Here is a 24,413-nt window from a genome sequence, read left to right on the forward strand (position 1 = left end):
CGTACCCGACAACTCCTGTTCGCGGCGATGCCGCCGCTCCGGACGGTGACGACGTCGTAGTCTTGGCGGGGTGAGTGAGACAAGCGAGTTCCCCGACGGCCAGTACCCGGAACGTCCGATCGAGCGCCACAAAGGCCCGGTCGTGCTGCGGCGGGACCGCCGTGACCAGGGCAGCACCACCGACCAGCGCCTGCTGGACTCGCGGGGACCGAGTGACTGGGTGCACACCGACCCGTGGCGGGTGCTGCGGATCCAGGCGGAGTTCGTCGAGGGCTTCGGCGCGCTGGCCGAGGTGCCGCGCGCGGTGACCGTGTTCGGCTCGGCACGGACCAAACGGGACCACCCCGAGTACGAACTCGGCCGCAAGATCGGCGGCGCGCTCGCCGACGCGGGCTTCGCGGTGATGACCGGCGGCGGCCCCGGCGCGATGGAAGCGGTCAACCGCGGCGCCAACGAGGCGGGCGGGTTCTCCGTCGGTCTCGGCATCGAGCTGCCGTTCGAACAGGGCCTGAACCCGTGGGTCGACCTCGGCGTCAACTTCCGGTACTTCTTCGCCCGCAAGACGATGTTCATCAAGTACTCGCAGGCGTTCATCTGCCTGCCCGGCGGCTTCGGCACGCTCGACGAGCTGTTCGAGGCGCTCACCCTGGTGCAGACGAAGAAGGTCACCAAGTTCCCGGTCGTGCTCTTCGGCAGCGACTACTGGGGCGGCCTGTACGACTGGATCGCCAAGACGCTGCTCGCCGAGGGCAAGATCGGCGAGAAGGACCTCGACCTGCTGCACGTCACCGACGACATCGACGACGCCGTCCGCGTCGTGCAGGACTCGTACCAGGCATGGGAGGACACCCACTGATGGCGGCTCCACGCAGAGTATGCGTCTTCTGCGGCTCTTCGATGGGCTTCGACTCGCGCTACGCCGACGAGGCGCGTGCGCTGGGCACGCTGCTGGCATCGCGGGGGATCGGGCTGGTCTACGGCGGTGCCTCGGTCGGCACGATGGGTGTCATCGCGGACGCCGCGCTGGCCGCGGGCGGCGAGGTGATCGGCGTGATCCCGGAGGCGCTGGGCAGCGTCGAGATCGCGCACGCCGGCCTGACCGAACTGCACGTCGTCGCCGACATGCACCAGCGCAAGGCGAAGATGGCCGCGCTGTCCGACGGCTTCCTCGCACTGCCCGGCGGCGCGGGGACGCTGGAAGAGCTGTTCGAGGTGTGGACGTGGGCGCAGCTCGGGCTGCACGAGAAGCCGATCGGGCTGGTCGACGTCGGCGGGTACTACGGGCCGCTGCTGAAGTTCGCCGACCACATGGTGTCGGAGGGCTTCCTGTCGGCCGGGTACCGGGACATGCTCTTGATCGACTCGGACGCTTCGGCGCTTCTGGACGGCTTCGCGGACTACGTGCCGCCTCCGCGCCCTAAGTGGGCCAAGTAGCGCTTCGGGCGCTGTTTCGGTACAGGAAGGCCCCCCTTGCTTGCGCCTGGCTCCGTGAAGGCCTCCTTCACTACCTTCAGGGTAGGCAAGGAGGCCTTCACGGACTCGCAGCCAGGGGCCGGCTGCCCGGCGCTCGCGCGATAGCAAGGGACCTTTGCTATCGCCCCGGTACCGGGAGGGCGTCAGGCGGCGCTCTGATCAGGGCGTTTGTGGTAAGAGTCGACGTACTCCTGGCCCGAAAGCTCCAGGATCGCGTACATGATCTCGTCGGTCACCGAGCGCCGGATCGCCGGCGACGAGTCCTGACCCTCGTAGCGCGAGAAGTCCAGCGGCTCGCCGTAGGTGACGGTGATCTTCGCCCGCCGCGGGATCCGCTTCCCGGCGGGCTGCAGGTTCTCGGTGCCGGAAAGCGCGACGGGGACGACCTTCGCGCCGGTCGCCAGCGCCAGTGCCGCGACGCCGGTGTGGCCGCGGTGCAGCCGCCCGTCCAGCGAGCGGGTGCCTTCGGGGTAGATCGCGAACGCGCCGCCCGCGTCGAGCACCTTCCGCGCCGCTTCCAGCGCGGCGAGGCCGGCCTGCGCGTTGCCGCGTTCGACCGGGACGTAGCCGAGGCCGCCGAGGAAACCGGCCATCATTTTGCCCTTGAGCCCGCGGCCGGTGAAGTACTCCGCCTTGCCGAGGAACTTGACCGGCCGCATCGCCGTGAAAGTGATCACGCCGGTGTCCAGTGCCGCCCGGTGGTTGGGCGCGAGCAGCACCGGCCCGGTGGCCGGGATGTTCTCCACGCCGCGGATATCGGGGCGGTACAGCGCCCTGACCAGCGGACCCAGGACGAATCGGACGAGCAGCGGTAGCAAGGTTCCTCCATCGACAAGGTGTCGGACTCCAGCATGGCACGATCACTACTCATGAGTTGGTTCGAGCGGCGTACGTGGCAGAACCCCGGTTGGACGCTCGACGACATCGTCGCTGCGAAGGGTGACCGGACGGTTTCGGTCGTGCTACCGGCACTCGACGAAGAGGACACCGTCGCCGCTGTCGTCGGCACCGTCCGCCCGTTGCTGGGCACGATCGTCGACGAGCTGATCGTGATGGACTCCGGCTCCACCGACGCCACCGCCGAGCTCGCGGCGAAGGCAGGCGCGCGCGTGGTGCACCGCGAGGACGTGCTCCCCGAGCTGCCGCCAGTGCCGGGCAAGGGCGAGGTCCTGTGGCGCTCGCTCGCCGCGACGACGGGTGACGTCGTCGTGTTCCTCGACTCCGACCTCGTCGACCCGGACCCGGCGTTCGTGCCGACGCTGCTCGGACCGCTGCTCTGCGAGGACGGCGTCCACCTGGTCAAGGGCTTCTACCGGCGGCCGCTGCGGCTGGAGAGCAGCGGCGGCGGCCGGGTCACCGAACTGCTGGCGCGGCCGGTCCTCTCGGCGCTGCGCCCGTCGCTTTCGGGTCTCATCCAGCCTCTGGGTGGCGAGTACGCGGCAACGCGCGAGTTCCTCGAGTCAGTGCCCTTCGCGGCCGGGTACGGCGTCGAGATCGGACTCATCCTCGACGCCGAAGCGCGCTACGGCCTCGAAGGGCTCGCACAGGTCAACCTCGGCGTACGCAAACATCGCAACCGCTCGCTGCTTCAGCTGGGCGTCATGGCGCGGCAGATCCTCGGGACGGCGCTCGCGCGCTGCGGCATCAAGTCGGACGACCCGGCCCAGCTCACCCAGTTCGCGCAGGTGGGTGACGAATGGCTGCCGGAGGTGGCCGAGGTGTCGGTCAGCGACCGGCCGCCGATGCGGGAAGTGCGTGGCTTAACCCAGTCGTAGCACCTCGTCGAACCCTGCCACCTGCGATTCGCGGTGCGTCACGAGGACGACGGTGCCGCGCGTGGCCGCGAGGACGTCTGCCAGGACGGCGTCGCCGTGTTCCGGGTCCAGTCCTTCGACGGGCTCGTCCAGCACCAGGATCGGCGGCGCCGAGAGCACTGCTCTCGCGAGGATGAGCCGCTGACGCTGCCCGCCCGACAGCGCGTCGCCGTCAGAACCGGCTTCACGGTCCAGCGGCAGGTCGAACCCGGCCGTTTCGCACGCCGCGAGCAGCTCGGCGTCCGAAGCGCCAGGCTTCGCGAGCAGCAGGTTCTCCCGGACCGTCGTGTGGAAGACGTGCGCGTCCGCGAGCGCGCCGGAGACCACCGACGGCAGCAGCGCCGGGTCGTACTCGTCGAGCGCGCGGCCGTTGAGCACAACCCGGCCGGACGTCGGCGCCACGGAACCGAGCAGGACGTTCAGCAGCGTCGTCTTTCCGGCTCCGCTCGGCCCCAGGATCCCGACGCGCTTGCCCGGCGGCAGGTCGAGGTCGACGCCGTCCAGCGCCGGAGCCCGGCCTTCGAAGTGAACGCCGACCCGTTCCAGCCGCAGATGCCCCGGCTCGGGAATCGCGCTGCCCCGCGCGGGTGACGGCTCGGTCAGCAGCGCGCGCACCCGCTCCGCCGATGCCCGGACCTCGACCCAGCGCTGCGCGGCCGCGGTCAGCGGGAGGACCAGTTCGAACACGGCCAGCGCACCCAGCGCCAGTGCCGCCGTCAGTGGCGGCGATACCCCGGCGGTCAGCGCGATCGTGACGCAGGTCAGCAGCTGGACGAGCATCCCGGCCGCGGTCAGCAGGCTGGTCCGGTTCGCCGTCGCCCGGTCCCGGACGGCGAGCGCGTCGACGGCGGTGTGCGCCGCGTCCACAGTGGACTCGTGGACGCCGTAGGCGATCAGCTCGCGGCGTCCGGTGATCAGCTCGACCGACCGTTCGGCGAGGTCGGCCCGTGCCGGAGCGCTCTTCTCAGCCGCGTCGCGCGTGATCCGCACGCACAGCCACGGCAACCCGATCCCCGCGACCGCGAGCCCGAGCGCCAAGACGAGTCCGGCCACCGGACTGAAGACGAGCGCGATCGCGGTCGACACCGCGCCCACGAAAGCGGCGACACCGGCGGGCAGCAGGCAGCGCAGGATCGCGTCCTGCACGGCGTCCACATCGGACACCAGGCGCGTGACGAGGTCGCCGCCGGAATGCCGGGAGGTCCGGTGTGGCAGCAACGACGTGTACGCGCGGGTCCGCAAGGCACCGAGATAACGCAGGACGACCTCGTGCCCGGCGAGCCGTTCCGCGTAACGCAGCCCGCCGCGCAGCAACGCCAGCGTCCGGACGGCGACGATCGCCACCGTGAGCGACGCCAGTGGCGGCTGCTCGGCCGCTTTCAGCAGCAGCCACGCGGCGGTGGCCATCAGCGCCAGCCCGGCCAGTTCCGCGCCCGCCGCGATCAGTCCGGCCCGGACCAGCCGGACAGCATCCTTTGTGGACACACCCCAGACGTTCACACCAGTTCCCGTTCTCGTACGGCGCCATCACGGACTTCGAGGACGCGGGTGGCCAGCGCGGCCATCGCGGGCCGGTGGGCCACGAGCACCGCGGTCCGGCCGGTGAGCAGTTCGCGGGTCGCGCCGAGCGCGGCCGCTTCGGTCCCCGCGTCGAGCCGCGCGGTCGGTTCGTCGAGCAGCGCCAGCCCCGCCTCCGTGCGGGCCAGCGCCCTGGCGAGGCCGAGTCGTTGCCGCTGTCCGGCGGAAAGCGGCGCGCCCAGCTCCCCGATGCGCGTCCGGTAGCCGTCGGGCAGCCCGCGTACGACCTCGTCGAACGCCGCCGCGCGGGCCGCCGCCTGGACGTCCGGCACGCCGCCCGTGGCGATGTTCTCCTCGACGGTCCCGGTGAACAACGTCGGCCGTTGCGGCACCCACGCCGTTCCCGCCCGCCACGCGGCCGGATCCAGTTCGCGCAGGTCGGCGCCGTCGACGAGGACCCGGCCCGACGTCGGCGTGACGAAACCCAGCAGGACCGCCAGCAGCGTGCTCTTCCCGGAACCGCTGGGCCCGACGAGCGCGACGTGCTCACCCGCCTCGACCGTCATGTCCACTTCGGACAGCACGAGCTCTTCGCCGTACGCGACACTCACCTTCTCCAGCACGATCCGAGGTGCGCCACGGCGAGCCACCCGCGAACCCCGGACGGCCTCTTCCGAACGGACGGCCAGCGCTTCCCTCAGCGTGGCGAGCCCTTCCGCGCTGGCGTGGAACTTCGCCCCGGCCGCCCGCAACGGCAGGTACGCCTCGGGCGCGAGCAGCAGCACCAGGACCGCGGTGTGCACGACCATCCCGCCTTCCAGCAGGCGGAACCCGATCGGCACCGCCACGAGCGCCACCGAAAGCGTCGCCACCAGTTCCAGTACCAGCGCGGACAGGAACGCGACCCGCAGCGTGCGCATCGTCGCGTCCGTATGCGCGTCCGCCATCGCCCGCACCGTCTTGGCCTGCGCCTCGGCGCGGCCGAACACCTTGAGCGTGCCGAGCCCGCGCACGACGTCGAGGAAATGCCCGCCCAGCTTGGAAAGCAGCTGCCACTGTTTGGCGGTCTTCGCTTTGGTGTGCTGCCCGACCAGGATCGCGAACACCGGGATCAGCGGCAGCGTCGCGGTGATGATCAGCGCCGACGACAGATCCGCCGCGAACAGCCGGACGACCACCGCGACCGGCACGATCGCCGACAGCACCACCGTCGGCAGATAGCCGGTCAGGTAGGCGTCACCTGCGTCGATTCCCTTGGTCACCAAGGTCGCGGCCTCGCCGGGATTCTCCGCTTCCGCGCCGAGAAGCCGTTTGCGCAGGGTGGCCTTGACCGTCGCCGCGAACCGGCCGCCGAGGGAACCCTGGACACCCGCCAGCAACACCCGCGCGGCGATCGCGGCCGCGAGGGTCCAGGTCACGCCGCCGCCGGTGAGCAGCGTCGCGAGACCGTCCGCCTGGACGAGGATCGCCGCGGCGGTCAGTGTTCCGAGGACGCCCAGCACACCGAAATGACGCCGCAGTCCGGGAAGGGGAGGCATCTCAGGCTCCTAGAAGTGCAGCAGCGAACGCTGGTCGACCCGGCTCTCGTGCCTGCGCCACGTCACCCACTGCACGGCGGCGATCGCCACCAGCGCGGGAGGCAGGACGAAAGTGAGCAGGCCGAGCATGTCGGTGCTGGTGGCCGCTTCCGTCAGGCTCAGCGAGTATCCACCGTCCACAGAGGACGAAAGCGCGTCCGGAAGGCGCATGGTCCCGACGGCCAGCGCTGGCGACGCGGACAGGACCATCGTGGCGATCAGCGCCGCCTTGTGCCGTCCGGCGCGCAAGGCCGTGGACGCGGCACCCAGCGCGCCGAACGCCAGCACGATCGCGGGCAGCACGGACCACGACGCGGTGGTCTCGAAGAAGCCCCAGGCGACGGCCACGACCAGGAACGCGAACGTGGGCGCGAGCAGGGCCTTGGCGATCCGGTTCGCACGGGCGGTGAATTCGGCGGGTGCCCGCACGGCGAGGAAAGCCGCTCCCTGCAAGGCGAACAGCGCGACGAACCCGGCGCCCCACAGCAGCGCGTACGGGTGGAACACGGCGAGGACACCGCCTGCCGGATGCCCCTCGGCGTCGAGCGGGAGGCCGAGGACGAGGTTGCCGAGGAACACGCCCCAGGACACCGCCGTCACCCAGGCGCCGGCGCTGATCGCCAGCGTCCAGGCGCCGCGGCCCGCGTCCGGCCGCCTGCTGCGCAGCTGCACCGCCGCGGTGAACGTGACCAGCCCGAGCAGCAGGGCGACGACCGGGAGGTACGCCCCCGAGAACACTTTTCCTTCCAGATGCGGGAAAGCGCCGAACAGGACGCCGACCGCCGCCACCAGCCAGACCTCGTTGGCCAGGAAGAACGGGCCGAAGGCGCCGAGCACGCGCCGTCGTCCGGTCTCGTCACGGCTGAGCCTGCCGAGCAGCATCCCGACGCCGTAGTCGTAGCCCGCCAGCGCGAAATAGCCGGAGATCAGGAAACCGAGCACACACCACCAGAGGATCACCATCGGTCAGACTCCGCTCAGGACGGGAAGTTCGGCGCGAGGCGCGATCGCCTCTTCTTCGGGTTCCGGGCCGCGTTTGGCGACCCGTGACATCAGCACCCAGTCGGCGATCGCGAGCGCCGCGAACAGCACTGTGAACGCGATGAAGGAGAACAGGATCTGCCCCGCCGGGATCGACGCGACGGCGTCGGCGGTCCTCAGCTGCCCGCGGATCAGCCAGGGCTGACGGCCGATCTCCCGCACCAGCCAGCCGGAGATCGCGGCGAAGAACGGCAGCGGGATGGCCGGCACCATCACGTACAGCAGCGGCCGTGCCTTGGTGATCCAGTTCCGGAACAGCAGCAGCGTGCCGAGGATCGAGGCGAGGAAGGCGACGAACCCGATCTGGATCATGAGCCCCAGCGGGGCGCCGACCAGCGGTTCCGGTGTTTCGAGCTTGCCGGGGTGGTACTCCCCGAGCGGGCCGAACTGGGCGAAGCCGAAGCCGATCACCATCGTGCTGCCCACCAGCGAGGCGAGCACGCCGATCCGCATCGAACGCCGGAAGAACTCGATCTCCTTGGTGCGCTTGATGAAGTGGTACGCGCTGACACCGGCCACGAAGAAGCCGCCGGTCATGAGCGCCGCGCTCAGCACATGCGGCAGTGACATCGTCAGCGCCGGGTTGGTGAACAGCGCGCCGAAGTCGTCGAGCTTCAGCACGCCGTTTTCGGCATGGGTGCCGACCGGGTTCTGCAGGAACGAGTTGGCCACCATGATGAACAGCGCCGAGGCGTACGCGGTCAGCGTGACCAGCCAGATCAGCGCCAGGTGAACCCATTTGTTCAGCCTGCCGAAGCCGAAGATCCACAACCCCAGGAAGGTCGACTCGGCGAAGAACGCCACCAGCGTCTCGATGGCCAGCGGCGCGCCGAAGACATCGCCCGCGACGGCGGACAGGCCGGTCCAGGTCAGTCCGAACTGGAATTCCATCACGATCCCCGTGGCGATTCCCAGCGCGTAATTGATCACGTAAAGCTTGCCCCAGAAGCGCGTCATCCGCGTCAGTTCCGGCTTGCCGCCGAACGCGGAGCGTGTCTGCATCACCGCGACGAGTGTCACGAGCCCCAGTGTGAGCAGCACGAACAGAAAGTGGAACGAGGTCGTCGTCGCGAACTGGAGTCTCGCGATCGGGAGTGCGTCCATGCCGATGCACTGTATACGTAGCCTGGCTACATGTAGGCACAAAATCTATGAAATCGGGGCGATCTCGGGGTAATTCCCTGAGGTGGCCAGTGGAAAGACCTGACTACCCTGTGGTTCGGCGATGTGTAGACTGTCTATCTATGAAGGCCGACAGCCTGCGCGGGCACCTCGACGCGCTGCTTCTCGCCGTCCTCGACGGCCGGAAGCTGCACGGGTACGCCATCATCGAGGCGCTCCAGCTCCGCAGTGACGGTGCGCTCGACCTGCCGACGGGCACCGTCTACCCGGCGCTTCGCCGGTTGGAGCGCGCCGGATTCCTCGCCAGCGAATGGGACGTCGTCTCCGGCCGCAAACGTCGTACGTACAAGCTCACCCGCTCCGGGCAGAAGGCACTGGCGGCGGAGCGGGCCGAGTGGCAGGAGTTCACCACCGTGATCGGCGGTGTCCTCGGGGGGAGCACGGCATGAACGCGATCGAGGACTGCATCGGCGATCTGGACAGACGGTTGAGCGGGTCGCCGGGGGCGAAGGCCGATCTGCTCACCGAAGCCAGGGACGGTCTGATCGACGCGGCCGACGCCTATCGCGCGGGCGGTGTCGACGACGCGGAAGCCGAACGCCGCGCCGTCGCGGACTTCGGTCCCACCGACCTGATCGCCCGTGACTACCAGGCGGAACTGGGACTGCGGCACGACATCCGCGTCCTGTGGGAGCTGATCGTCGGGGTCCCGCTGCTGATCCTCGCCTGGGATCTCGCGCGGGTGCTCAGCTCCGGCGACTGGTCGAGGCTCGGGCAGCCACCGTCCTGGTACCACCGCGCGATCGGCACGGCCGACACCCTGGCCGCGCTGTCCCCGCTGGTCGCGATCGCCGGGCTGGTCGCGGCACGGGTGCTCTCGCGGCGGCCGGACGGCCTGCCCGTCGCTCGCGTGGTCTCGTGGTCCCTGGCCGGGGCGCTGGGGCTGAACCTGCTCGCGGTCGCGACGTACGGCGGCGCGACCGGGCTGCTGGAGCCCGCCCGCCTGATCGTCAGCATGCCGTGCGCGGCCCTGTCCGGAACGTGGATCCTGTTCAGTACGCGGCTCACGGTCGCCGCACGAAGTCGGAGAAGCACGGCATGACGGTGATCGAGGCTTATCTCGGTGAGCTGCGCACGCGGCTGGACGGCCCCGTGACGGCGAAGCGGGATCTGCTGCGCGAGGCGCGCGACGGGCTCAACGACGCCGCCGACGCCTACCGCGACGGCGGCTGGAGCGAACACGACGCCCAGCGGCGCGCCGTCGAAGACTTCGGGCCGGTGCACCTGATCGCCCGCGACTATCAGGCCGAACTGGGGATGCACAGCGGGACCCGCACCCTCTGGAAACTGATCCTCGGCGTGCCGATGATGCAGCTCGCCTGGGAGTTCGCGCGCAAGTGGACCTTCGGTGACTGGTCGCAGCTCGCGCCGACCCCGGACTGGTACCGCTACGTCGCCCAATTCACCCACGGTTCGGTGTTCATCGTGCCGGTGCTGGGGGTGATCGCCCTCGTCTGCATGCGCCGGCTCTCCCGGCGGATGGACGGCGCCAAGCTGGTCAAGACCGCCGGCGTGCTGATCGGCGAGGCCGTCGGGCTGAACCTGCTTTCGGTGGCGCTGCTGGTGATCGCCACCGGCCTGATCGACGCCTCGCGGCTGTTCCTGTCGGTGCCGTGCGGGATCCTGATGGTCCTCTGGGTGGTGCTGAGCGTGCGACTCGCGTTGCTGGCGCGACGATCGTGGCGTTCGTGTGCCACGATCGTGGCGTGACGACCGCCCTGATCTATCTCGTAGTCATGCTGCTGGTGGCCGCGGTGGTGTTTCTGCTGGCCGCCGTGGTGTTCGGCCGGGGTGAGGAACTGGCCCCGCTGCCACCCGGCAGTTCGCCGACCAGGCTGCCCGCCGAGGACATCACCGCCGAAGACGTCCACGCCGTCCGGTACCAGATGGTGCTGCGCGGCTACAAGATGTCCGAAGTGGACTGGGTGATGCGGCGGCTCGGGGTCGAGATCGAGGACCTGCGGGCCAAGGTGGCCGAGCTGGAGGCCGAGCGCGAGAGTGCCAGGTGACCGATGTCGTCGTCTCCGTCGACGTCGCGGTACCGGCCGGGACGGCGTGGCTCGCCCTGACCGACTGGGAACGCCAGGGTGAATGGATGCTCGGCACCGAGGTCAAGGTCGTCGAGGGCAACGGGCGCAGCGTGGGTTCGAAGCTGTCGGCCTTCACCGGTGTCGCCGGGATCGGGTTCACCGACACCATGGAGATCACCACCTGGGAGCCACCGCTGCGCTGCGTCGTGACGCATCTCGGCAAGATCGTGCAGGGCACCGGGGTGTTCCAGGTGATCGAGAAGGGGCCGCATTCGTCGACGTTCGTCTGGGCGGAGCATCTGCGGCCGCCGTTCGGCGTCGTCGGACGGCTCGGCTGGCCGGTCGCGAAACCGGGGTTCGAACTGGGACTGCGGCTGTGCCTGCAGAAATTCGTGAAGTACGCGGAGGGGTACCGGGTTGGCTGAGGCGGGTCTGCTGGGCGCGGACGGGATCAAGCGGTGCTCGTGGGGCAACTCGGCCCCGGACTACGTCGAGTACCACGACACCGAATGGGGCGTCCCGCTCCACGGCGACGAAGAACTGTACGAGCGCCTGTGCCTGGAGTCGTTCCAGTCCGGGCTCTCGTGGATCACGATCCTGCGGAAACGGGAGTCGTTCCGGAAGGCGTTCAAGAAGTTCAAGCCCAAGAAGGTCGCCGTCTTCACCGACGACGACGTCGAACGGCTGATGCAGGACGCGTCGATCGTGCGGAACCGGGCGAAGATCCTCGCGGCGATCAACAACGCGCGGGTGATCTCGGAGCTGGACGGTTCGCTGGACGACCTGCTGTGGTCGTTCGCGCCTTCCTCGCAGAAGCGGCCGCGCAGGATGGCGGACGTCCCGGCGATCACCGACGAGTCGAAGGCGATGGCGAAGGAACTCAAGAAGCGCGGCTTCGTGTTCCTGGGGCCGACGACGTGTTACGCGCTGATGCAGGCGACCGGGATGGTCGACGACCACGTGAAGGACTGCTTCCGGGCCGTGGGGTGATCCTTCGGGACACGTCCAGTGGCCTGGCGCGGCTGCGCCAGGCCACTGCCCCCACCCCCGGCTCAGGAAACCGCGGTCGAACGGACGTTCACCGGGTCGGTCAGGCCCATCGTCCCGGCGATCCGAGTGCCTCTTGCGCCGCTCCCGGCCGAGGCGCGGGTTTCCCCTCGACGGCTTGCCGTTCCCCGGCAGCCATGGTCGATATGACGTTGGCGCGCGTGTAATCGCGGCCGGTTTCCCCGTACGACGTGCCCACAGCGTGGTGCGCTCCGGGAGCCGCCGTAGACACGGCCGCTGACCCGACCAGGAACAGGGCGGCCAACGCGCCGGTCACCAGGAACTTACGACTACGACTTGACATGGATTCCCCTCCTTCGGAAAACGTATCGCGGCTTGCTCAGCCGCAGTCCGCGCGGACGGTGGTGATCCCTGCCCAGTTGCCTCGGACGGGACCGTAATTGGGAGGCGTGTTGTAGATGACCTGGGTGCCCTTCGCCATCCGGACCACGCCGTTGCCGGGCAGACGGTTGTTCCAATAGCCGCCCCCGTGCGCCGGCAAGGGGCTCGCCCAGCCACAGAGCAGCGTCACGGTGCGCGAAGTACCGTCGAAGGTCGCGCAGAAAGCTCCGGCCACGGTGCACGGTCTCGACCGGGCCCCGGCATCGGCCGCACCGGCGCCGCCTGCCGTGACGGCCAACGCCGCGGCCGAGATCGCGAGAATCGACACCGCGGAACGTACTTTGTTCATGTCCTCCCCTTTGTTCGTGGTTTGTCGTGTGTTTCACCATGCCGCCGGGGTCTTCGGAAAAACTGGGGGAAACCTGGGACAGCGACGACGAAGGCCGCCTCCTGCCCGTCGCGGGCTGGAGGCGGCCTTCGTCGATGTCCTGGTTCGGCTATTTGCCCTGGAAGGTCGGCTTGCGCTTGCCCACGAACGCTTCGACCGCTTCGCTGTGGTCGGCGGTCGCGCCCAGCGCGGACTGCGCGGCGTCCTCCGCGTCGAGCGCTTCTTCAAGCGAGGACTCGGCGGCGACGGACAGGACGTTCTTGATCTTCGCGTACGCGACCGTCGGGCCGGCCGCGAGCTTCGCGGCGACTTTCTGCGCGCGGGCCGCCAGCTCCTCGTCCGGCACGACCTCGCCGACCAGACCGAGCGTCAGCGCCTCGGCGGAGTCGACCGTGCGCGCCAGCAGCATCAGTTCGGCCGCGCGGCCGAGACCGATCAGCCGCTGCAGCGTCCACGACGCGCCCGAGTCCGGGCCGAGGCCGACGTTCGCGAACGCCATCAGGAAGTTCGCCGACGTCGCCGCGATCCGGAGGTCGCTCGCGTAGGCGAAGGCGGCACCCGCGCCGGCCGCGGGGCCGTTCACCGCGGCGATGACGGGCTTCGGCATCCCGACGATGGTCTTGACGATCGGGTTGTAGTGCTCCTTGACCGTGTGTAGCGGAGCCGGGTCACCCGCTTGAAGCAGTCCGACGTGCTCCTTCAGGTCCTGCCCGGCGCAGAACGCCTTGCCGGAACCGGTCAGGACGACCGCGCGGACACTGTCGTCGGCCGCGGCCTCGGTCAGGCCCGCCAGCAGCAGTTCCTTGAGTTCGACGGTCAGCGAGTTGTACGCCTGCGGCCGGTTCAGCGTGAAGGTGCGCACGCCATCGGCGTCGGCGGTCAGCAGAACGTCGGATGTGGTCACGGGATCTCCTAGTCGGCGAAACTGCGGTCCGATACTGAGTCTTTCAGCCTCGCGAGCCGCATACCAGCACCGATACGGCGGCAAAAGATCGGTCCGCGTTCGCGCTCGGCCGCTGATGAGGGACAATGGACAGTAGACCCGGCTGGCTTTGACGAGCGCGACCCGGGCGCGCCGGTTGAGACGGAGGGAGCACGCTATGGCGGCCATGAAGCCCCGGACCGGAGATGGTCCCCTCGAAGTGACTAAGGAGGGGCGGGGCCTCGTGATGCGCGTACCACTGGAAGGTGGTGGGCGTCTCGTCGTCGAACTCTCCGCGGAAGAAGCGAAGGATCTCGGCGCGGCCTTGCAGGAGGTCACCGGCTGAGCCGGACCGCACCAACGTTCAACCACCCGCACCCCGGTCTCCCCTCGGAGGCCGGGGTCGCGGTTCATCTGCGCCCGGAGGTCGCTCACTGTGCGTAACCCGCTACCCCCCGTTCCGGGGAAGCTGCTCGAACTCGAGGTCTCGGACGACCTGCGGCGCGGAACGCCGCTGGCCACGCTGATCGCGGCGCCGTCCGAAGAGGACGGTGACGCCGGACTCGCGGAGATCGGCGGCGTGCGGCCCTCCGGCAAGGCCGGTGACGTGCAGACCGTGCCGACCGGCCGCACCCGCTGGCTGGCAGGCGTCGGCGACGGCGAACCGCGGCAGTACCGCAAAGCCGGTGCCGCGCTGGTCCGCGCTGTCTCGGCGGCGCTGGAGGACGACGTCAAAGCGGGTCAGAAGGCGTTCCGCACCTTCGCCGTCGAACTGCCCGAGGACGTGGGCGCCGAGCACCTCGAAGAACTCGCGTTCGGGCTGCTGCTGGGCGGCTACCGCTTCACGGTGACGGCCGAAGAGCCGAAGCCGAGCCTGCGGGCCGTGCGGTTGCTCACCCGCCACGAACGCGCCGTGCCCGCCTACGACAAGGCGCTGGAGCGGATCCGCGAACTCGCCGCGGCCGCCGCGTTCGCGCGCGACCTGGCGAACACGCCGTCGAACATCAAGACCCCCGCCTGGCTCGCCGACACGGCCGCGCGCGCCTCCGGCGGCATCCCGAACCTGGCCGTGACGGTCCGGGACGAGAAGTGGCTGGCCGAACAGGGCTTCGGCGGCGTCCTCGCCGTCGGCGGCGGTTCGGCCGCACCGCCGCGGCTGATCGAGCTGGAATACCGGCCGCGCGGCACGACGACGCATCTGCTGCTGGTCGGCAAGGGCATCACCTTCGACACCGGCGGTCTTTCGATCAAACCGGCCGACGGCATGCACCTCATGCGCACCGACATGGCGGGCGGCGCGGCGATCATCGCCGCCGTCCGCGCGATCGCCGCGCTGCGCCTGCCGGTCAAGGTGACCGGGCTGGTGCCCGCCGCCGAGAACCACGTGTCCGGTTCGTCGTACCGGCCCGGCGACATCGTCCGGCACTACGGCGGCAAGACCACCGAAGTGGGCAACACCGACGCCGAGGGCCGGATGGTCCTGGCCGACGCGCTCGTCTACGGCATCAAGAAGCACAAGCCCGACGCCGTGATCGACGCGGCGACGCTGACCGGCGCGATGAAGGTCTCACTCGGCGTCCGGACCGGTGGCGTCTTCGCCACCGACGACGTCCTCGCGGAGCGGGTCACGAAGGCGGGCGAGCGGGTCGGCGAGGCGTGGTGGCGGATGCCGCTGCTGGAAGACCTCGCCGAGACCGTCCAGGGTTCGCTGGGCGACATCCGGCAGGCGCCGGGCGGTCCCGGCGGCATCGTCGCGGCACTGTTCCTGCGGGAGTTCGTCGGCGACGTGCCGTGGGCGCATCTCGACATCGCCGGCCCCGCGCGGGCCGACAAGACCTACTCCGACGTCGTGCCCGGAGCCACCGGTTTCGCGACGCGGACGCTGGTCGAACTGGTCGCCTCCTACGTCTGACCTGCGGCTTACCTGCGGGGCGGGAGCAAGGGGCCTTTGCTATCGCCTCGCAGGCGCACCCTGGGCATGGGCTGGGTGGGCGCGTCCCCGGCATGCGCGGTGAGACGGCGGGCGATGCCGGTCGCGGGGCCTGACAGGTACCGGAACACGAGCCACGCCGTCACGGAGCCGAGGACGAGCCCAGCGAGAACGTCGTGCGGGTAATGCGCGCCGACGAACACCCGCGAGAAGCCCATCAGCAAGGCGCCGGGGAGCACCCACGGCGCGAGCCGCCGCCAGGCGAGGGCCAGCCCGACGGCGGCCGCCGCGGCGATCGTGGAGTGGTTGCTCGGGAAGGACCAGTCGCCGGTCGGCGGGCAGGCGACGAGCGTGACGAGGTTCCGGCACGGCCGGTCCTCCTGGATCACGCTCTTCAGTCCTTCGCTGATCACGTACGCGAGCGCGGTTCCCGCAGGCGGCAGCAGCGCTACCGCGAGTCGGGCGGGAGAAGCGCGGGCCCGCCAGATCATCCACACGAAGAGCACGGCGAAGGCGAGCAGTCCTGCTTCGGTGAACAGGATGCCTGCCGTCTGAAGCCAGCTCGGGCTCGCGTCCGCCAGCTCCACGATGTCGTCGTACATTCACCCGAAGTTAGCGAAAAAGACAGCCGCGCCGCATTGCGCGTTCGTCAGGGAACGACCCTGACGAACGTCACCATTGCCGCGCGCGGACCCGCTCCCGGAACCGCATCACCGCGGGCGGCAGGACGACGTCCTTGCGCCACGCCAGCCCGATGGTCCGCCCGACCGGCGGCACCAGCGGGACTTCGGCGACACCCGCCGGGCTGCCGGGTTCGAACCGGGGGAGCAGCGCCACGCCGAGCCCGGCCGCGACCAGTCCGCGGACGGTGTCGGACTCCTGGCCCTCGAAGGCGATCTTCGGTTCGAAGCCTGCCGCGGCGCACAGTTCGTCGGTGATGGTGCGGAGACCGTAGCCCGTCTCCAGCAGGACGAATTCCTCGTCCTCGAGATCTTCGATGGCGGCGCTGGGCCGGTCGGCGAGCCGATGCGACGTCGGGACGGAAAGGAAGATCTCCTGCTCGGAGAGCACGGCCGTGTCGAGCAGCGGATCGTCGACGGGGGCGGGCGCGAGCAGCGCGAGATCGAGTTCGCCGCTGGTCAGCCTGTCGACCATGTCCTGTCGTGAGCCCTGGACCAGCGTGAACCGGACTCCCGGATGGTCCGCGCGGTAGCCGCGGAGCATGGTGGGGACCAGTGACCGGCCGAGCAGGTGCAGGAAGCCGAGAACGACGTGCCCGGACTCGGGGTCGACCTCTTCGCGGGCTTGGCGGACTCCGGCGTCGACGTCGGCGAGGGCACGTTCGGCGGCGTCGGCCAGTAGCTCGGCGGCACGGGTGAGCCGGATGCCCCGGCCGTCGGGGACCGTGAGCGGCGCGCCGAGAGCCTCGCCGAGCGCCGAGATCCGGCGGCTCACCGTCGGCTGCGGGACACCGAGCAGTTCGGCCGCGCGTGTGACGTTCGTCGTGCGGCGCAGTGCGGAGAGCAGCGCGAGCTGGGGGGCTAACTGGGCGGTCATCCTTTCATTCAGCACGGTATCGATTGTGGCAGATGATCGTATTAGACGTATTGGTTAGCCAGGCTTAGCTTCAAGATCGTGTCTGCCACCGGAACCACCCGCCGGGTGACGATCGCCGTCGCCGCGGCCGGGATCTCGTCGTTCGCCCTGCTCTACGCGCCGCAGCCGGTGCTGCCGCAGCTGGCCGGGCAATACCACCTCGACCCCGGTGGCGCTTCTCTCGCGGTGAGTGTCGCGACCGGCGCGCTCGCCATCGCCGTGCTGCCGATCGCGGCGCTCTCGGAGGTCGTGGGACGGCGTCCGGTGATCATCGCTTCGGTGGTCGCGTCGGTCGTGTTCGGCTTTCTCCTGCCGCTGGCGCCCAGCTACCCGGCGCTGCTGGTGCTGCGGGCGCTGCAAGGGGTGGCCATCGCGGGGTTCCCCGGAGTGGCTGCGGCCTACCTCGCGGAACGGCTCGGCAAGGCCGGGCTCGCGGCGGCGGTGGGCGCGATGATCGCCGGGAACACCATCGGCGGGATGGTCGGGAGGCTCGCGGCCGGGTTCACCGCCGGTCCGTTCGGCTACCGGGGCGCACTGCTCGTCGTCGCGGTGATCGGGCTGGTCTGCGCGGTGGTCACGGTGCTGGCCCTGCCGCCGGGAAAGCAAGGGACCTTTACTATCACTTCCGAGGATCGTCCCAGGTCAGAGCGGTTGCGCGAGCAGGGGCGGGCGGTGCTGGCCGGCCTCGGCGCCGCGGTCCGGAAGCCGGTCCTCCTGGTCCAGTACGCGGTCGCGCTGCTGGCGATGGGCTCGTTCGTCGCGCTGTACAACGCCGCCGGATTCCGCCTGACCGGCGAGCCGCTGAACCTCTCGCCCGCGATCGCGTCGCTGGTCTTCCTCGCCTACGCGATGGGTTCGGTCTCGTCCGCGACCGCGGGCAAACTAGTCGACAGGCTCGGCCGTCGCCGGGCACTCGTGGGCGCGCTGCTGCTCACGATCGCCGGGGCCGCGCTGACGCTGTCCGACTCGCTGCCCTTGGTCGTCGCCGGTTTCGTGGTGCTGACCGGCGGCTTCTTCGCCGCGCACGCCGTCGCCAACGGCTGGGCCGCGGCGGAGGCGCCCGACAACGCGCGAGGCCAGGTGGGCGGGCTCTACACGCTCTCGTACTACCTCGGCAGCAGCATCGGCGGCGCCGTCGGCGCGACCGTCTACGGGCACGCAGGCTGGACCTGGCTGATCGCCCTGACCGCCAGCTGGCTGGCCCTCGCCGGGGCGGCCGTGGTCGCGGTGGTCCCCAAGTCCGTGAAGGCCTCCTTCCCTACCCTGAGCGTAGGGAAGGAGGCCTTCACGGACCGCGTCTTCAGCCCCCGGCGATAGCAAAGGTCCCTTGCTACGCGATCGCGGCGACCAGCAGCCCGCCGCCCACCGGCAGCAGCGCCGGGACCAGCCGTTCGTCCTCCCGGAAGGCCCGCGCGACCTCGCGCAGCGCGAGGGTGTCCGGATCGCGCCGTGAGGGATCGGTCACCCTGGTGCCCGAGACATTGTGGAACGCCAGTATCCCGCCGGGCCGGAGCAGCGCGACGGCCTTCTCGTAGCAACTCGGGTACTCGATCGGCGCCGAATCGACGAACACCAGGTCGTAGCCGCCGGGCGTGAGCCGGGGGAGGACGTCGAGCGCGCGGCCCATGATCAGCCGGGTCCGTCCCGGCGGATAACCGGCCTCACGGAACGCGGACCGGGCCGCCCGGTGGTACTCCGGCTCGATGTCGATCGAGGTGAGGATTCCGTCGTCGACCATGCCCCTGAGCAGGCACAACCCGCTCACCCCCGCCCCGGTCCCGACCTCGACGACGGCCTTCGCCCGCAGTGTCGTGGCGAGAAAACGCAGGGTCGCGCCCGCGCCCGCGCTCAGCGGACCGCATCCCAGATCGGCCGACCGCGCCCGCGCGGTGGCCAGAACCTCGTCGTCGGGGAGGTACCCGTCGACGAGGTCGGCGTCGGCGGCCTCGGCAGGCGAGCCCGCATGCGTCCCGGAATTCACACGCGGAGGTTAGCGCTGCCTATCGGCAAAAGAGCGAAGACTCCCTGGTACCGACTTCTCAGCCTCTTCTCAGTCCAGTCTCACTAGAAACATAAGCAGGCCGGACAGACTGGTCCTCGACAACGGGAACACCGTGCACATCGCCCGCGTTGGGTGGAGTAGTTGGGAGAAGACGCTGATGGAGGTGCCTACTTCCCCGATGCAGGACACGATGCAAGACCAGCACGCGGACCAGGTCACGCCGGTGACCGTGGACGAAGCCGCATGGACGCCGCCCTCGTGGGACGAGGTCGTGCGTGAGCACGCCGACCGCGTGTACCGGCTGGCGTACCGCCTGACCGGTAACGCCCACGACGCCGAGGACCTGACGCAGGAGACCTTCATCCGGGTCTTCCGCTCGCTCGCGTCCTACAAGCCCGGCACGTTCGAAGGCTGGCTGCACCGCATCACCACGAACCTCTTCCTCGACATGGCCCGCCGTCGCTCGCGCGTGCGGATGGAAGGCCTCCCCGAGGACACCGACCGCATCGTCGGTGACGACCCGAGCCCCGAGCAGGTCTACTCGGACACGCATCTCGACCCGGACCTGCAGGCCGCGCTCGACGAGTTGCCGCCCGAGTTCCGCGCCGCGGTCGTGCTGTGTGACGTCGAAGGCCTCTCGTACGAGGAGATCGGCGCCACTCTCGGTGTCAAGCTCGGCACCGTGCGCAGCCGGATCCACCGCGGCCGCCAGGCGCTTCGTGCTTCTTTGGAGCGTCGTCGCGCCGAGGCGCGGGAGTCTGCGAAGGTGGGGGTATGACCGCACCGCGAGGTTGGGGACTCCCCGAGTCGCATCTGCTTCCGGACGCCATCGTCGCCTTCGTGGACGGCGAGCTGACCCTCGGCGCCCAGGACAGGGCCTCGGCGCATATCGCCCGCTGCCAGGTCTGCGCGGCCGAGGTTTCCGCGCAGCGCCAGGCCGTCGCGGCCGTGAAGCAGGCGGGAGCCCCGTCGATGTCGGCGGGTTTCCTGGCCAGCCTGTGCTCCATCCCGCAGAACACCGAACTCCCCGGCACGCCGGACAATCTGGCGATGACGGCCGACGGCCAGCTCGTGGCCATCCAGCGGCCGGACAGGGTCGCCGGGCTGCGCGATACCGGAGTTTTGGGCGGCACCGGGGTTTTGGGCGGCACAGCGCCGTTGGGCTCATCGACGCCGCTCGGCCAGTCGCCGAACGTTCTCGGTGGCGGGCGGTTCGGCCTCGCCCGGCGGAAGTACGCGCAGGGCGCCGGAGTCGTCGTTTCGGGTCTGGTGCTGAGCGCCCTGGCCCTGGTCGCGACCTCGGGTGACGGCAGCGAAGACCAGCCGAACCCTGGTTTCGTCCCGCCGCAGGGCGTCAATGCCGGTCTGCTGCCAGCGCAGCTGGGCGGCGCCAGGCCGCCGCAACCTTCGCAGAGCACCGCGCCGAGCCCGAGCACGTCGAGCGTGCCCGTGCCCGCGTCGGTTCGCTGATCTGCTTCGTCAGGGTTTGACGAAGCAGATCGTCGCGCTCTTGAACTTCGAAGTCCCGTAACTGGCGTAGGAGATGACGTTCGCGGTGCCTTCCGCGCACGGGCTGTTCACCATGCTCGACTGCGGGAAGACCTCGCTGATCTTCAGCCGCGCCGAGCCGCAGTCCTTGAGCGGCGGCGGGGTCTTGCTCTCGATGTCGTCGAAGCACAAGCCGACCTTGGCGTTGATCGCCAGGCACAGGGCGACGCCCTCCCCGCGCAGCGGCGTCTCGACGGCGTAGCGGTAGAAGCCCTCTTTACAGTCCCAATCGCCCTTGTTCACGCCGGTGAGGCTCACCGCGTACGGCGCTTGAGGCGAGTCGCACGGCGTCTTGACCGCGTCGGCCTCCTTGCCTGATCCGGTCAGCACGACGCAGTCGCCCTCGGTCAGTTTCCCCGCCTGCTTCTCCGGCCCGGCGGCCGCCTTCAGCACGAAGACCAGGCCGAGCCCGCCGCCGACCACGACGAGCGCGGCGACGAGCAGCAGGACCTTCACCTTGGTGGACAGGCCCTTCTTCTTGGGCGGCTGCTGGGGCCAGCCCTGCTGCTGGTGGGGCCACTGCTGCTGGTGCTGCGGCCACTGCTGGTGAGGGGCGTTCTGAGGCGGGAAAGGAGTTCCCGTGTTCTCCGACATGCCGGTTAGACTGCCACAAGTGAGACATGGTTGCCTCAAGTGTCACATTTCTTGGCCGTTCCGGGGAATCAACGCGCACTTCACCGTGGTCACGGCAGAATCCAGGACAAGGCTTGGCGTACTCTCGCGTCCGGCCAACCTGATCTCAGCCTCCGGGGAATGATGACCGAGCAGCCGAACGCGAATCCGCAGCAGCCTGGTGACCCGGCGGGGGACCGGCTGGCGCCGCGCCCGCTGGCCCGGCCCGCCGTCGATCCGGCGCAGGCGGCCACGTTCGGCAGGCCGCGTGGCGTCGACGGCGCCTTCGACAAGCTCTACCAGCCCGGTTCGAACGGGCAGGCCGCGCCGGGCCTGAACCTGGCACCGCCGACGCCGGAATCGCTCGCCGAGGCCTTCCGCCGCCCGCCGGGCGCCGAAGGTGTCGTGCTGGAGCGTCCGCACGGGACGAATGGCTCCGAGGCGTCCGCGAACGACCCCGACGGCCCGCTCTGGACCACGACCTCGGATCCGTGGCGCGACCCCGGCTCCGGCGCGGTGCTCGCCGGGCCCGCCGTGCATCAGGATTCGGATGAGGAGAAGGACGCGAAGCGCCCGCAAGGTGCGCTGCTGAGCCTCCCCGAGGTCCTCTTCGGGCGGCGTGTGCAGACGAAGGCACTGGCGATGCTCGCCGCCGTCGCGCTGGTCATCGGCGCCGCCGGTGGGCTGATCGGCTGGTGGTTCGCCGACACCGGCACCGAACTGACCGGTCAGGCCAGCATCTCCGAGGCCGACGCGGCCAAGGAACGTCCGGCGGGCTCGATCGCGGACATCGCCCACCGGGTGGCACCCGCCGTGGTCTCGCTCGAGGTGTTCAAGCCCGGCGCCGACTCTGGACAGCAGGGCTCCGGCGTCGTCATCGACAACCAGGGCTACGTGCTCACGAACGAACACGTGATCTCTGCCGCGACGGCCGACTCGGCCACCAAGGTCACCGCCGTGTTCTTCGACGGCAAGCGCGTCGAGGCGAAGGTCGTCGGCGCCGACGCCAAAACCGACCTGGCCGTGGTCAAGGTCGACGTCAAGAACCTGACCGCGCTGCAGGTCGGGAAGTCCGCCGACCTCGCCGTCGGCGACTCGGTGATCGCCGTCGGTTCGCCGCTGGCACTGCAGAACTCGGTCACCGCCGGCATCGTCAGCGCGCTCAACCGCCCGGTGACCGCGGGCGGCGACGGCGGCAGCGCGCCGGTGATCTACGAAGCCATCCAGACCGACGCCGCGATCAACCACGGTAACTCGGGCGGTGCGCTGGTCGACGCGACCGGCGCGCTGGTCGGGATCAACTCGGCGATCCGCTCGTCCAGCGCCGAAGGCGGCAGCATCGGCATCGGGTTCGCCATCCCGAGCGACTACGCGGTGAAGATCGCGAAAACCCTGATCAAGGACGGCAAGGTCGTCCACCCCGACATCGGCATCAACGCCTCGTCGACCGTCGCGGGCTCCAGCACCATGGGCGCGCAGGTCCGCAACGTCGCCCCCGGCGGCCCGGCCGCGTCGGCCGGGATCAAGGAAGGCGACGTGATCACCGACGTCGGCGGACGGCTCGTGCGCGACTCGGCGGAACTGCTCGTCGCGGTCCGCGCGCGTGAAGTCGGCGAAGTGGTCCCTGTCCGCCTTGTCCGGGATGGGTCTTCACTTGTTGTTGACGTGAAACTGGCCTCGGACTAGCGGGTCCGTGCGGGTACCCTGAACGGGGAAGACGCCGAGGCGGAGGTTCACACAGGTGTTCGAGAGTGTCGGCTGGGGAGAAATCCTCATCATCGTCGTCGCGGGTCTCTTCATCCTCGGTCCGGAACGGCTGCCCGAAGCGGCGGCCTGGGTGGCGAAGAGTGTCCGCAAGGTCCGCGATTTCGCGACCGGTGCCAAGACGCAGCTGCGCGAGGAGATGGGCCCGGAGTTCGACCAGTTGCGCAAGCCGCTGGAGGATCTGCGCGGCCTGCGGAACTTCGACCCGAAGCGGGTCGTGACCCAGCACCTGTTCGACGGTGACCCCGACCCGCTGGGGCTCAAGGACGTCAACGGCACCAATGGGGCCAACGGTTCCAACGGGGCCTCGAAGCCCAACGGCCACCCGGCGCCTGCTTCGCAACCCGAGCCGCTGAAGCCGGGCGAGCGCCCTCCGGTCGACCCCGACGCGACCTGACCCCATGCCTTTCGTCCGCTGAAGGCGATCCTTGCGCGTGCAAGTACCGCATTCAGCGGACGAAATGGCGTAAAGGGGAGGTCAGCGGCCCGCGGGGGTGACGTTCAGCATCATTCCGGCCAGCCCGCGCGCCCGGACGGTCAGCTTCTTCGCCGCCTCCTTGAGCACCAGCGACGCCGGGGCGTCCGGCTCGGCCAGCACGATCGGCGTGCCCGAGTCGCCGTTGGAGACCACGCGCGGGTCCATCGGCACCTGTCCGAGCAGCGGCACGGTCGAGCCGACCGACTTCGACAGCGAATCGGCGACGGACTGCCCGCCACCGGCGCCGAAGATCTCCATCTTCTGCCCGTCCGGCGTCTCCAGCCACGACATGTTCTCGATGACCCCGGCCACCCGCTGCCGCGTCTGCAGCGCGATCGCGCCCGCGCGCTCGGCCACTTCGGCGGCCGCCTGCTGCGGGGTGGTGACGACCAGGATCTCCGCGTTCGGGATCAGCTGCGCCACCGAGATCGCGATGTCGCCGGTGCCCGGCGGCAGGTCCAGCAGCAGGATGTCGAGGTCGCCCCAGAAGACGTCGGCGAGGAACTGCTGCAGCGCGCGGTGCAGCATCGGCCCGCGCCACACCACGGGGGTGTTGCCGGGGGTGAACATGCCGATCGAGATGACCTTCACGCCGTGCGCCTGCGGCGGCATGATCATGGTGTCGACCTTGGTCGGCTTTTCGTGCGTGCCGAGCATCCGCGGCACCGAGTGCCCGTAGATGTCCGCGTCGACCACGCCGACGGAGAGCCCGCGCTCGGCCATCGCGGCCGCGAGGTTCACCGTCACCGAGGACTTGCCGACACCGCCCTTGCCGGACGCGACGCAATAGACCCGAGTCAGCGAGCCCGGCTGCGCGAACGGGATCACCGGCTCAGCGGCATCCCCGCGCAGCGATTTTCGCAGCTCAGTGCGTTGTTCGTCACTCATCACGTCGAGCTCGACCCGGACGTCGCTGACGCCGGGGAGCTTCTTGACGGCTTCGGTGGTGTCGTTGGTCAGCGTCGCCTTCAGCGGGCAGCCGGCGACCGTCAGGTAGATCCCGACGATGACCACACCGTCCGAGCCGACCTCCACGCCCTTGACCATGCCGAGTTCGGTGATCGGTTTCTTGATCTCCGGGTCGTACACGGCCTTCAGCGCGGTGCGGACATCGTCGACGCTGGGGAGTTGCTGCGTACTGGTCACACG

At 69.9% G+C, this 24,413-nt stretch carries 29 protein-coding genes; 16 read left to right on the forward strand and 13 right to left on the reverse strand.

Annotated features, from left to right (window positions below):
* The first annotated feature begins 70 nt into the window (after window positions 1-70).
* Entirely contained in the window at window positions 71-856 is a 786-nt protein-coding gene (locus AMYAL_RS0123190; protein ID WP_005155415.1) for an LOG family protein, read from the forward strand.
* The gene (locus tag AMYAL_RS0123195; protein WP_026467368.1) at window positions 856-1,434 is read left to right on the forward strand and encodes an LOG family protein; all 579 of its coding nucleotides are present in this window, start codon (window positions 856-858) and stop codon (window positions 1,432-1,434) included. The genes AMYAL_RS0123190 and AMYAL_RS0123195 overlap by 1 nt, the downstream gene beginning before the upstream one ends.
* Before the next feature lie 182 nt (window positions 1,435-1,616).
* Here AMYAL_RS0123195 and AMYAL_RS0123200 read toward each other — a convergent pair whose 3' ends face one another.
* On the reverse strand, window positions 1,617-2,291 hold the full coding sequence (locus AMYAL_RS0123200) for a lysophospholipid acyltransferase family protein (protein ID WP_020633656.1): 675 nt from the start codon (window positions 2,289-2,291) through the stop codon (window positions 1,617-1,619).
* A gap of 51 nt (window positions 2,292-2,342) precedes the next feature.
* On the opposite strand from AMYAL_RS0123200, the gene AMYAL_RS0123205 reads away from it, so the two are divergent.
* On the forward strand, window positions 2,343-3,248 hold the full coding sequence (locus AMYAL_RS0123205; RefSeq protein WP_020633657.1) for a glucosyl-3-phosphoglycerate synthase: 906 nt from the start codon (window positions 2,343-2,345) through the stop codon (window positions 3,246-3,248).
* Here the strand turns inward: AMYAL_RS0123205 and cydC are convergent.
* The 4 genes from cydC to AMYAL_RS0123225 are packed head-to-tail and all read right to left on the reverse strand — an operon-like array spanning window position 3,234 to window position 8,527.
* Window positions 3,234-4,772 (reverse strand): thiol reductant ABC exporter subunit CydC, encoded by a 1,539-nt coding sequence (gene cydC / locus AMYAL_RS0123210; RefSeq protein ID WP_245192998.1) that lies wholly within the window; start codon window positions 4,770-4,772, stop codon window positions 3,234-3,236. The genes AMYAL_RS0123205 and cydC overlap by 15 nt on opposite strands.
* 11 nt (window positions 4,773-4,783) lie before the next feature.
* Entirely contained in the window at window positions 4,784-6,343 is a 1,560-nt protein-coding gene (cydD, locus tag AMYAL_RS0123215; RefSeq protein WP_026467369.1) for a thiol reductant ABC exporter subunit CydD, read from the reverse strand.
* A 9-nt stretch (window positions 6,344-6,352) separates the two neighbouring features.
* Window positions 6,353-7,345, reverse strand: coding sequence for a cytochrome d ubiquinol oxidase subunit II (locus AMYAL_RS0123220; RefSeq protein WP_020633660.1), 993 nt, complete (start codon window positions 7,343-7,345; stop codon window positions 6,353-6,355).
* Between the two features lie 3 nt (window positions 7,346-7,348).
* Window positions 7,349-8,527: a cytochrome ubiquinol oxidase subunit I gene (locus AMYAL_RS0123225; protein WP_020633661.1), complete on the reverse strand. Its 1,179-nt coding sequence runs from the start codon at window positions 8,525-8,527 to the stop codon at window positions 7,349-7,351.
* Between the two features lie 140 nt (window positions 8,528-8,667).
* On the opposite strand from AMYAL_RS0123225, the gene AMYAL_RS0123230 reads away from it, so the two are divergent.
* Genes AMYAL_RS0123230 through AMYAL_RS0123255 form a run of 6 tightly spaced genes read left to right on the forward strand, consistent with a single transcriptional unit; the run spans window position 8,668 to window position 11,625 of the window.
* Window positions 8,668-8,994: a helix-turn-helix transcriptional regulator gene (locus AMYAL_RS0123230; RefSeq protein WP_005155407.1), complete on the forward strand. Its 327-nt coding sequence runs from the start codon at window positions 8,668-8,670 to the stop codon at window positions 8,992-8,994.
* Window positions 8,991-9,647 (forward strand): permease prefix domain 1-containing protein, encoded by a 657-nt coding sequence (locus tag AMYAL_RS0123235; protein WP_020633662.1) that lies wholly within the window; start codon window positions 8,991-8,993, stop codon window positions 9,645-9,647. The genes AMYAL_RS0123230 and AMYAL_RS0123235 overlap by 4 nt, the downstream gene beginning before the upstream one ends.
* Entirely contained in the window at window positions 9,644-10,315 is a 672-nt protein-coding gene (locus tag AMYAL_RS0123240) for a permease prefix domain 1-containing protein (protein WP_020633663.1), read from the forward strand. Before AMYAL_RS0123235 ends, AMYAL_RS0123240 begins: the two co-directional genes overlap by 4 nt.
* Window positions 10,312-10,614, forward strand: a complete 303-nt coding sequence (locus AMYAL_RS0123245; protein ID WP_020633664.1) for a DivIVA domain-containing protein — start codon at window positions 10,312-10,314, stop codon at window positions 10,612-10,614. The genes AMYAL_RS0123240 and AMYAL_RS0123245 overlap by 4 nt, the downstream gene beginning before the upstream one ends.
* Window positions 10,611-11,060: an SRPBCC family protein gene (locus AMYAL_RS0123250; protein WP_020633665.1), complete on the forward strand. Its 450-nt coding sequence runs from the start codon at window positions 10,611-10,613 to the stop codon at window positions 11,058-11,060. The genes AMYAL_RS0123245 and AMYAL_RS0123250 overlap by 4 nt, the downstream gene beginning before the upstream one ends.
* A complete protein-coding gene (locus tag AMYAL_RS0123255) occupies window positions 11,053-11,625 on the forward strand; it encodes a DNA-3-methyladenine glycosylase I (RefSeq protein WP_020633666.1) in 573 nt (190 codons plus the stop codon). Before AMYAL_RS0123250 ends, AMYAL_RS0123255 begins: the two co-directional genes overlap by 8 nt.
* A gap of 100 nt (window positions 11,626-11,725) precedes the next feature.
* Here the strand turns inward: AMYAL_RS0123255 and AMYAL_RS49300 are convergent, their stop codons facing one another.
* From AMYAL_RS49300 to AMYAL_RS0123265, 3 genes are all read right to left on the reverse strand, one after another.
* Window positions 11,726-11,986 carry a hypothetical protein gene (locus AMYAL_RS49300; protein WP_157358210.1) on the reverse strand — a complete coding sequence of 87 codons (261 nt, stop codon included), beginning with the start codon at window positions 11,984-11,986 and terminating at the stop codon, window positions 11,726-11,728.
* Between the two features lie 36 nt (window positions 11,987-12,022).
* Window positions 12,023-12,373, reverse strand: a complete 351-nt coding sequence (locus AMYAL_RS0123260) for a hypothetical protein (RefSeq protein ID WP_020633667.1) — start codon at window positions 12,371-12,373, stop codon at window positions 12,023-12,025.
* 148 nt (window positions 12,374-12,521) lie between these two features.
* A complete protein-coding gene (locus AMYAL_RS0123265) occupies window positions 12,522-13,316 on the reverse strand; it encodes an enoyl-CoA hydratase-related protein (protein WP_020633668.1) in 795 nt (264 codons plus the stop codon).
* 196 nt (window positions 13,317-13,512) lie between these two features.
* Here AMYAL_RS0123265 and AMYAL_RS48515 point away from each other — a divergent pair, with 196 nt between their 5' ends.
* Together AMYAL_RS48515 and AMYAL_RS0123275 are read left to right on the forward strand one after the other, a co-directional pair.
* On the forward strand, window positions 13,513-13,680 hold the full coding sequence (locus AMYAL_RS48515; protein ID WP_005155393.1) for a DUF3117 domain-containing protein: 168 nt from the start codon (window positions 13,513-13,515) through the stop codon (window positions 13,678-13,680).
* 90 nt (window positions 13,681-13,770) lie between these two features.
* Window positions 13,771-15,246 (forward strand): leucyl aminopeptidase family protein, encoded by a 1,476-nt coding sequence (locus AMYAL_RS0123275; protein WP_020633670.1) that lies wholly within the window; start codon window positions 13,771-13,773, stop codon window positions 15,244-15,246.
* A gap of 8 nt (window positions 15,247-15,254) precedes the next feature.
* Here the strand turns inward: AMYAL_RS0123275 and AMYAL_RS0123280 are convergent, their stop codons facing one another.
* Window positions 15,255-15,866, reverse strand: a complete 612-nt coding sequence (locus AMYAL_RS0123280) for a phosphatase PAP2 family protein (protein WP_020633671.1) — start codon at window positions 15,864-15,866, stop codon at window positions 15,255-15,257.
* A 70-nt stretch (window positions 15,867-15,936) separates the two neighbouring features.
* Window positions 15,937-16,821: a LysR family transcriptional regulator gene (locus AMYAL_RS0123285; RefSeq protein ID WP_020633672.1), complete on the reverse strand. Its 885-nt coding sequence runs from the start codon at window positions 16,819-16,821 to the stop codon at window positions 15,937-15,939.
* A 105-nt stretch (window positions 16,822-16,926) separates the two neighbouring features.
* On the opposite strand from AMYAL_RS0123285, the gene AMYAL_RS46030 reads away from it, so the two are divergent.
* Complete coding sequence (locus AMYAL_RS46030; protein ID WP_020633673.1) at window positions 16,927-18,177, forward strand: MFS transporter; 1,251 nt, start codon at window positions 16,927-16,929, stop codon at window positions 18,175-18,177.
* Between the two features lie 13 nt (window positions 18,178-18,190).
* On the opposite strand, the gene AMYAL_RS0123295 is transcribed toward AMYAL_RS46030, so the two are convergent.
* Window positions 18,191-18,841, reverse strand: coding sequence for an O-methyltransferase (locus tag AMYAL_RS0123295; RefSeq protein ID WP_005155387.1), 651 nt, complete (start codon window positions 18,839-18,841; stop codon window positions 18,191-18,193).
* A 178-nt stretch (window positions 18,842-19,019) separates the two neighbouring features.
* On the opposite strand from AMYAL_RS0123295, the gene sigE reads away from it, so the two are divergent.
* Window positions 19,020-19,640 carry an RNA polymerase sigma factor SigE gene (gene sigE, locus AMYAL_RS0123300; RefSeq protein WP_026467370.1) on the forward strand — a complete coding sequence of 207 codons (621 nt, stop codon included), beginning with the start codon at window positions 19,020-19,022 and terminating at the stop codon, window positions 19,638-19,640.
* The gene (locus AMYAL_RS0123305) at window positions 19,637-20,332 is read left to right on the forward strand and encodes an anti-sigma factor family protein (protein ID WP_020633675.1); all 696 of its coding nucleotides are present in this window, start codon (window positions 19,637-19,639) and stop codon (window positions 20,330-20,332) included. Before sigE ends, AMYAL_RS0123305 begins: the two co-directional genes overlap by 4 nt.
* 9 nt (window positions 20,333-20,341) lie before the next feature.
* Here the strand turns inward: AMYAL_RS0123305 and AMYAL_RS0123310 are convergent, their stop codons facing one another.
* A complete protein-coding gene (locus AMYAL_RS0123310) occupies window positions 20,342-21,004 on the reverse strand; it encodes an LppU/SCO3897 family protein (protein ID WP_020633676.1) in 663 nt (220 codons plus the stop codon).
* 162 nt (window positions 21,005-21,166) lie between these two features.
* On the opposite strand from AMYAL_RS0123310, the gene AMYAL_RS0123315 reads away from it, so the two are divergent.
* Both AMYAL_RS0123315 and tatB read left to right on the forward strand, forming a co-directional pair.
* Window positions 21,167-22,708 carry a S1C family serine protease gene (locus AMYAL_RS0123315; protein WP_026467371.1) on the forward strand — a complete coding sequence of 514 codons (1,542 nt, stop codon included), beginning with the start codon at window positions 21,167-21,169 and terminating at the stop codon, window positions 22,706-22,708.
* Window positions 22,709-22,763: 55 nt separating this feature from the next.
* Entirely contained in the window at window positions 22,764-23,183 is a 420-nt protein-coding gene (gene tatB / locus AMYAL_RS0123320) for a Sec-independent protein translocase protein TatB (protein ID WP_020633678.1), read from the forward strand.
* A gap of 81 nt (window positions 23,184-23,264) precedes the next feature.
* Here the strand turns inward: tatB and AMYAL_RS0123325 are convergent, their stop codons facing one another.
* Window positions 23,265-24,410, reverse strand: a complete 1,146-nt coding sequence (locus AMYAL_RS0123325; RefSeq protein WP_020633679.1) for an Mrp/NBP35 family ATP-binding protein — start codon at window positions 24,408-24,410, stop codon at window positions 23,265-23,267.
* Window positions 24,411-24,413: the final 3 nt, after the last annotated feature.

This window comes from Amycolatopsis alba DSM 44262 (assembly GCF_000384215.1).
In the GTDB taxonomy this organism is placed as follows: Bacteria; Actinomycetota; Actinomycetes; order Mycobacteriales; family Pseudonocardiaceae; genus Amycolatopsis; species Amycolatopsis alba.

What these genes read in the sequence shown, in the direction of transcription:
- AMYAL_RS0123220 (WP_020633660.1), bottom strand. Translation starts at nt 7,345, where the DNA reads ATGGTGATCCTCTGGTGGTGTGTGCTCGGTTTCCTGATCTCCGGCTAT.
- AMYAL_RS0123230 (WP_005155407.1), top strand. Translation starts at nt 8,668, where the DNA reads ATGAAGGCCGACAGCCTGCGCGGGCACCTCGACGCGCTGCTTCTCGCC.
- cydD (WP_026467369.1), bottom strand. Translation starts at nt 6,343, where the DNA reads ATGCCTCCCCTTCCCGGACTGCGGCGTCATTTCGGTGTGCTGGGCGTC.
- AMYAL_RS48515 (WP_005155393.1), top strand. Translation starts at nt 13,513, where the DNA reads ATGGCGGCCATGAAGCCCCGGACCGGAGATGGTCCCCTCGAAGTGACT.
- AMYAL_RS49300 (WP_157358210.1), bottom strand. Translation starts at nt 11,986, where the DNA reads ATGTCAAGTCGTAGTCGTAAGTTCCTGGTGACCGGCGCGTTGGCCGCC.
- AMYAL_RS0123225 (WP_020633661.1), bottom strand. Translation starts at nt 8,527, where the DNA reads ATGGACGCACTCCCGATCGCGAGACTCCAGTTCGCGACGACGACCTCG.
- AMYAL_RS0123280 (WP_020633671.1), bottom strand. Translation starts at nt 15,866, where the DNA reads ATGTACGACGACATCGTGGAGCTGGCGGACGCGAGCCCGAGCTGGCTT.
- AMYAL_RS0123205 (WP_020633657.1), top strand. Translation starts at nt 2,343, where the DNA reads ATGAGTTGGTTCGAGCGGCGTACGTGGCAGAACCCCGGTTGGACGCTC.
- AMYAL_RS0123305 (WP_020633675.1), top strand. Translation starts at nt 19,637, where the DNA reads ATGACCGCACCGCGAGGTTGGGGACTCCCCGAGTCGCATCTGCTTCCG.
- AMYAL_RS0123285 (WP_020633672.1), bottom strand. Translation starts at nt 16,821, where the DNA reads ATGACCGCCCAGTTAGCCCCCCAGCTCGCGCTGCTCTCCGCACTGCGC.
- AMYAL_RS0123310 (WP_020633676.1), bottom strand. Translation starts at nt 21,004, where the DNA reads ATGTCGGAGAACACGGGAACTCCTTTCCCGCCTCAGAACGCCCCTCAC.
- AMYAL_RS0123235 (WP_020633662.1), top strand. Translation starts at nt 8,991, where the DNA reads ATGAACGCGATCGAGGACTGCATCGGCGATCTGGACAGACGGTTGAGC.
- AMYAL_RS0123240 (WP_020633663.1), top strand. Translation starts at nt 9,644, where the DNA reads ATGACGGTGATCGAGGCTTATCTCGGTGAGCTGCGCACGCGGCTGGAC.
- sigE (WP_026467370.1), top strand. Translation starts at nt 19,020, where the DNA reads ATGGAGGTGCCTACTTCCCCGATGCAGGACACGATGCAAGACCAGCAC.
- AMYAL_RS0123195 (WP_026467368.1), top strand. Translation starts at nt 856, where the DNA reads ATGGCGGCTCCACGCAGAGTATGCGTCTTCTGCGGCTCTTCGATGGGC.
- AMYAL_RS0123315 (WP_026467371.1), top strand. Translation starts at nt 21,167, where the DNA reads ATGACCGAGCAGCCGAACGCGAATCCGCAGCAGCCTGGTGACCCGGCG.
- AMYAL_RS0123260 (WP_020633667.1), bottom strand. Translation starts at nt 12,373, where the DNA reads ATGAACAAAGTACGTTCCGCGGTGTCGATTCTCGCGATCTCGGCCGCG.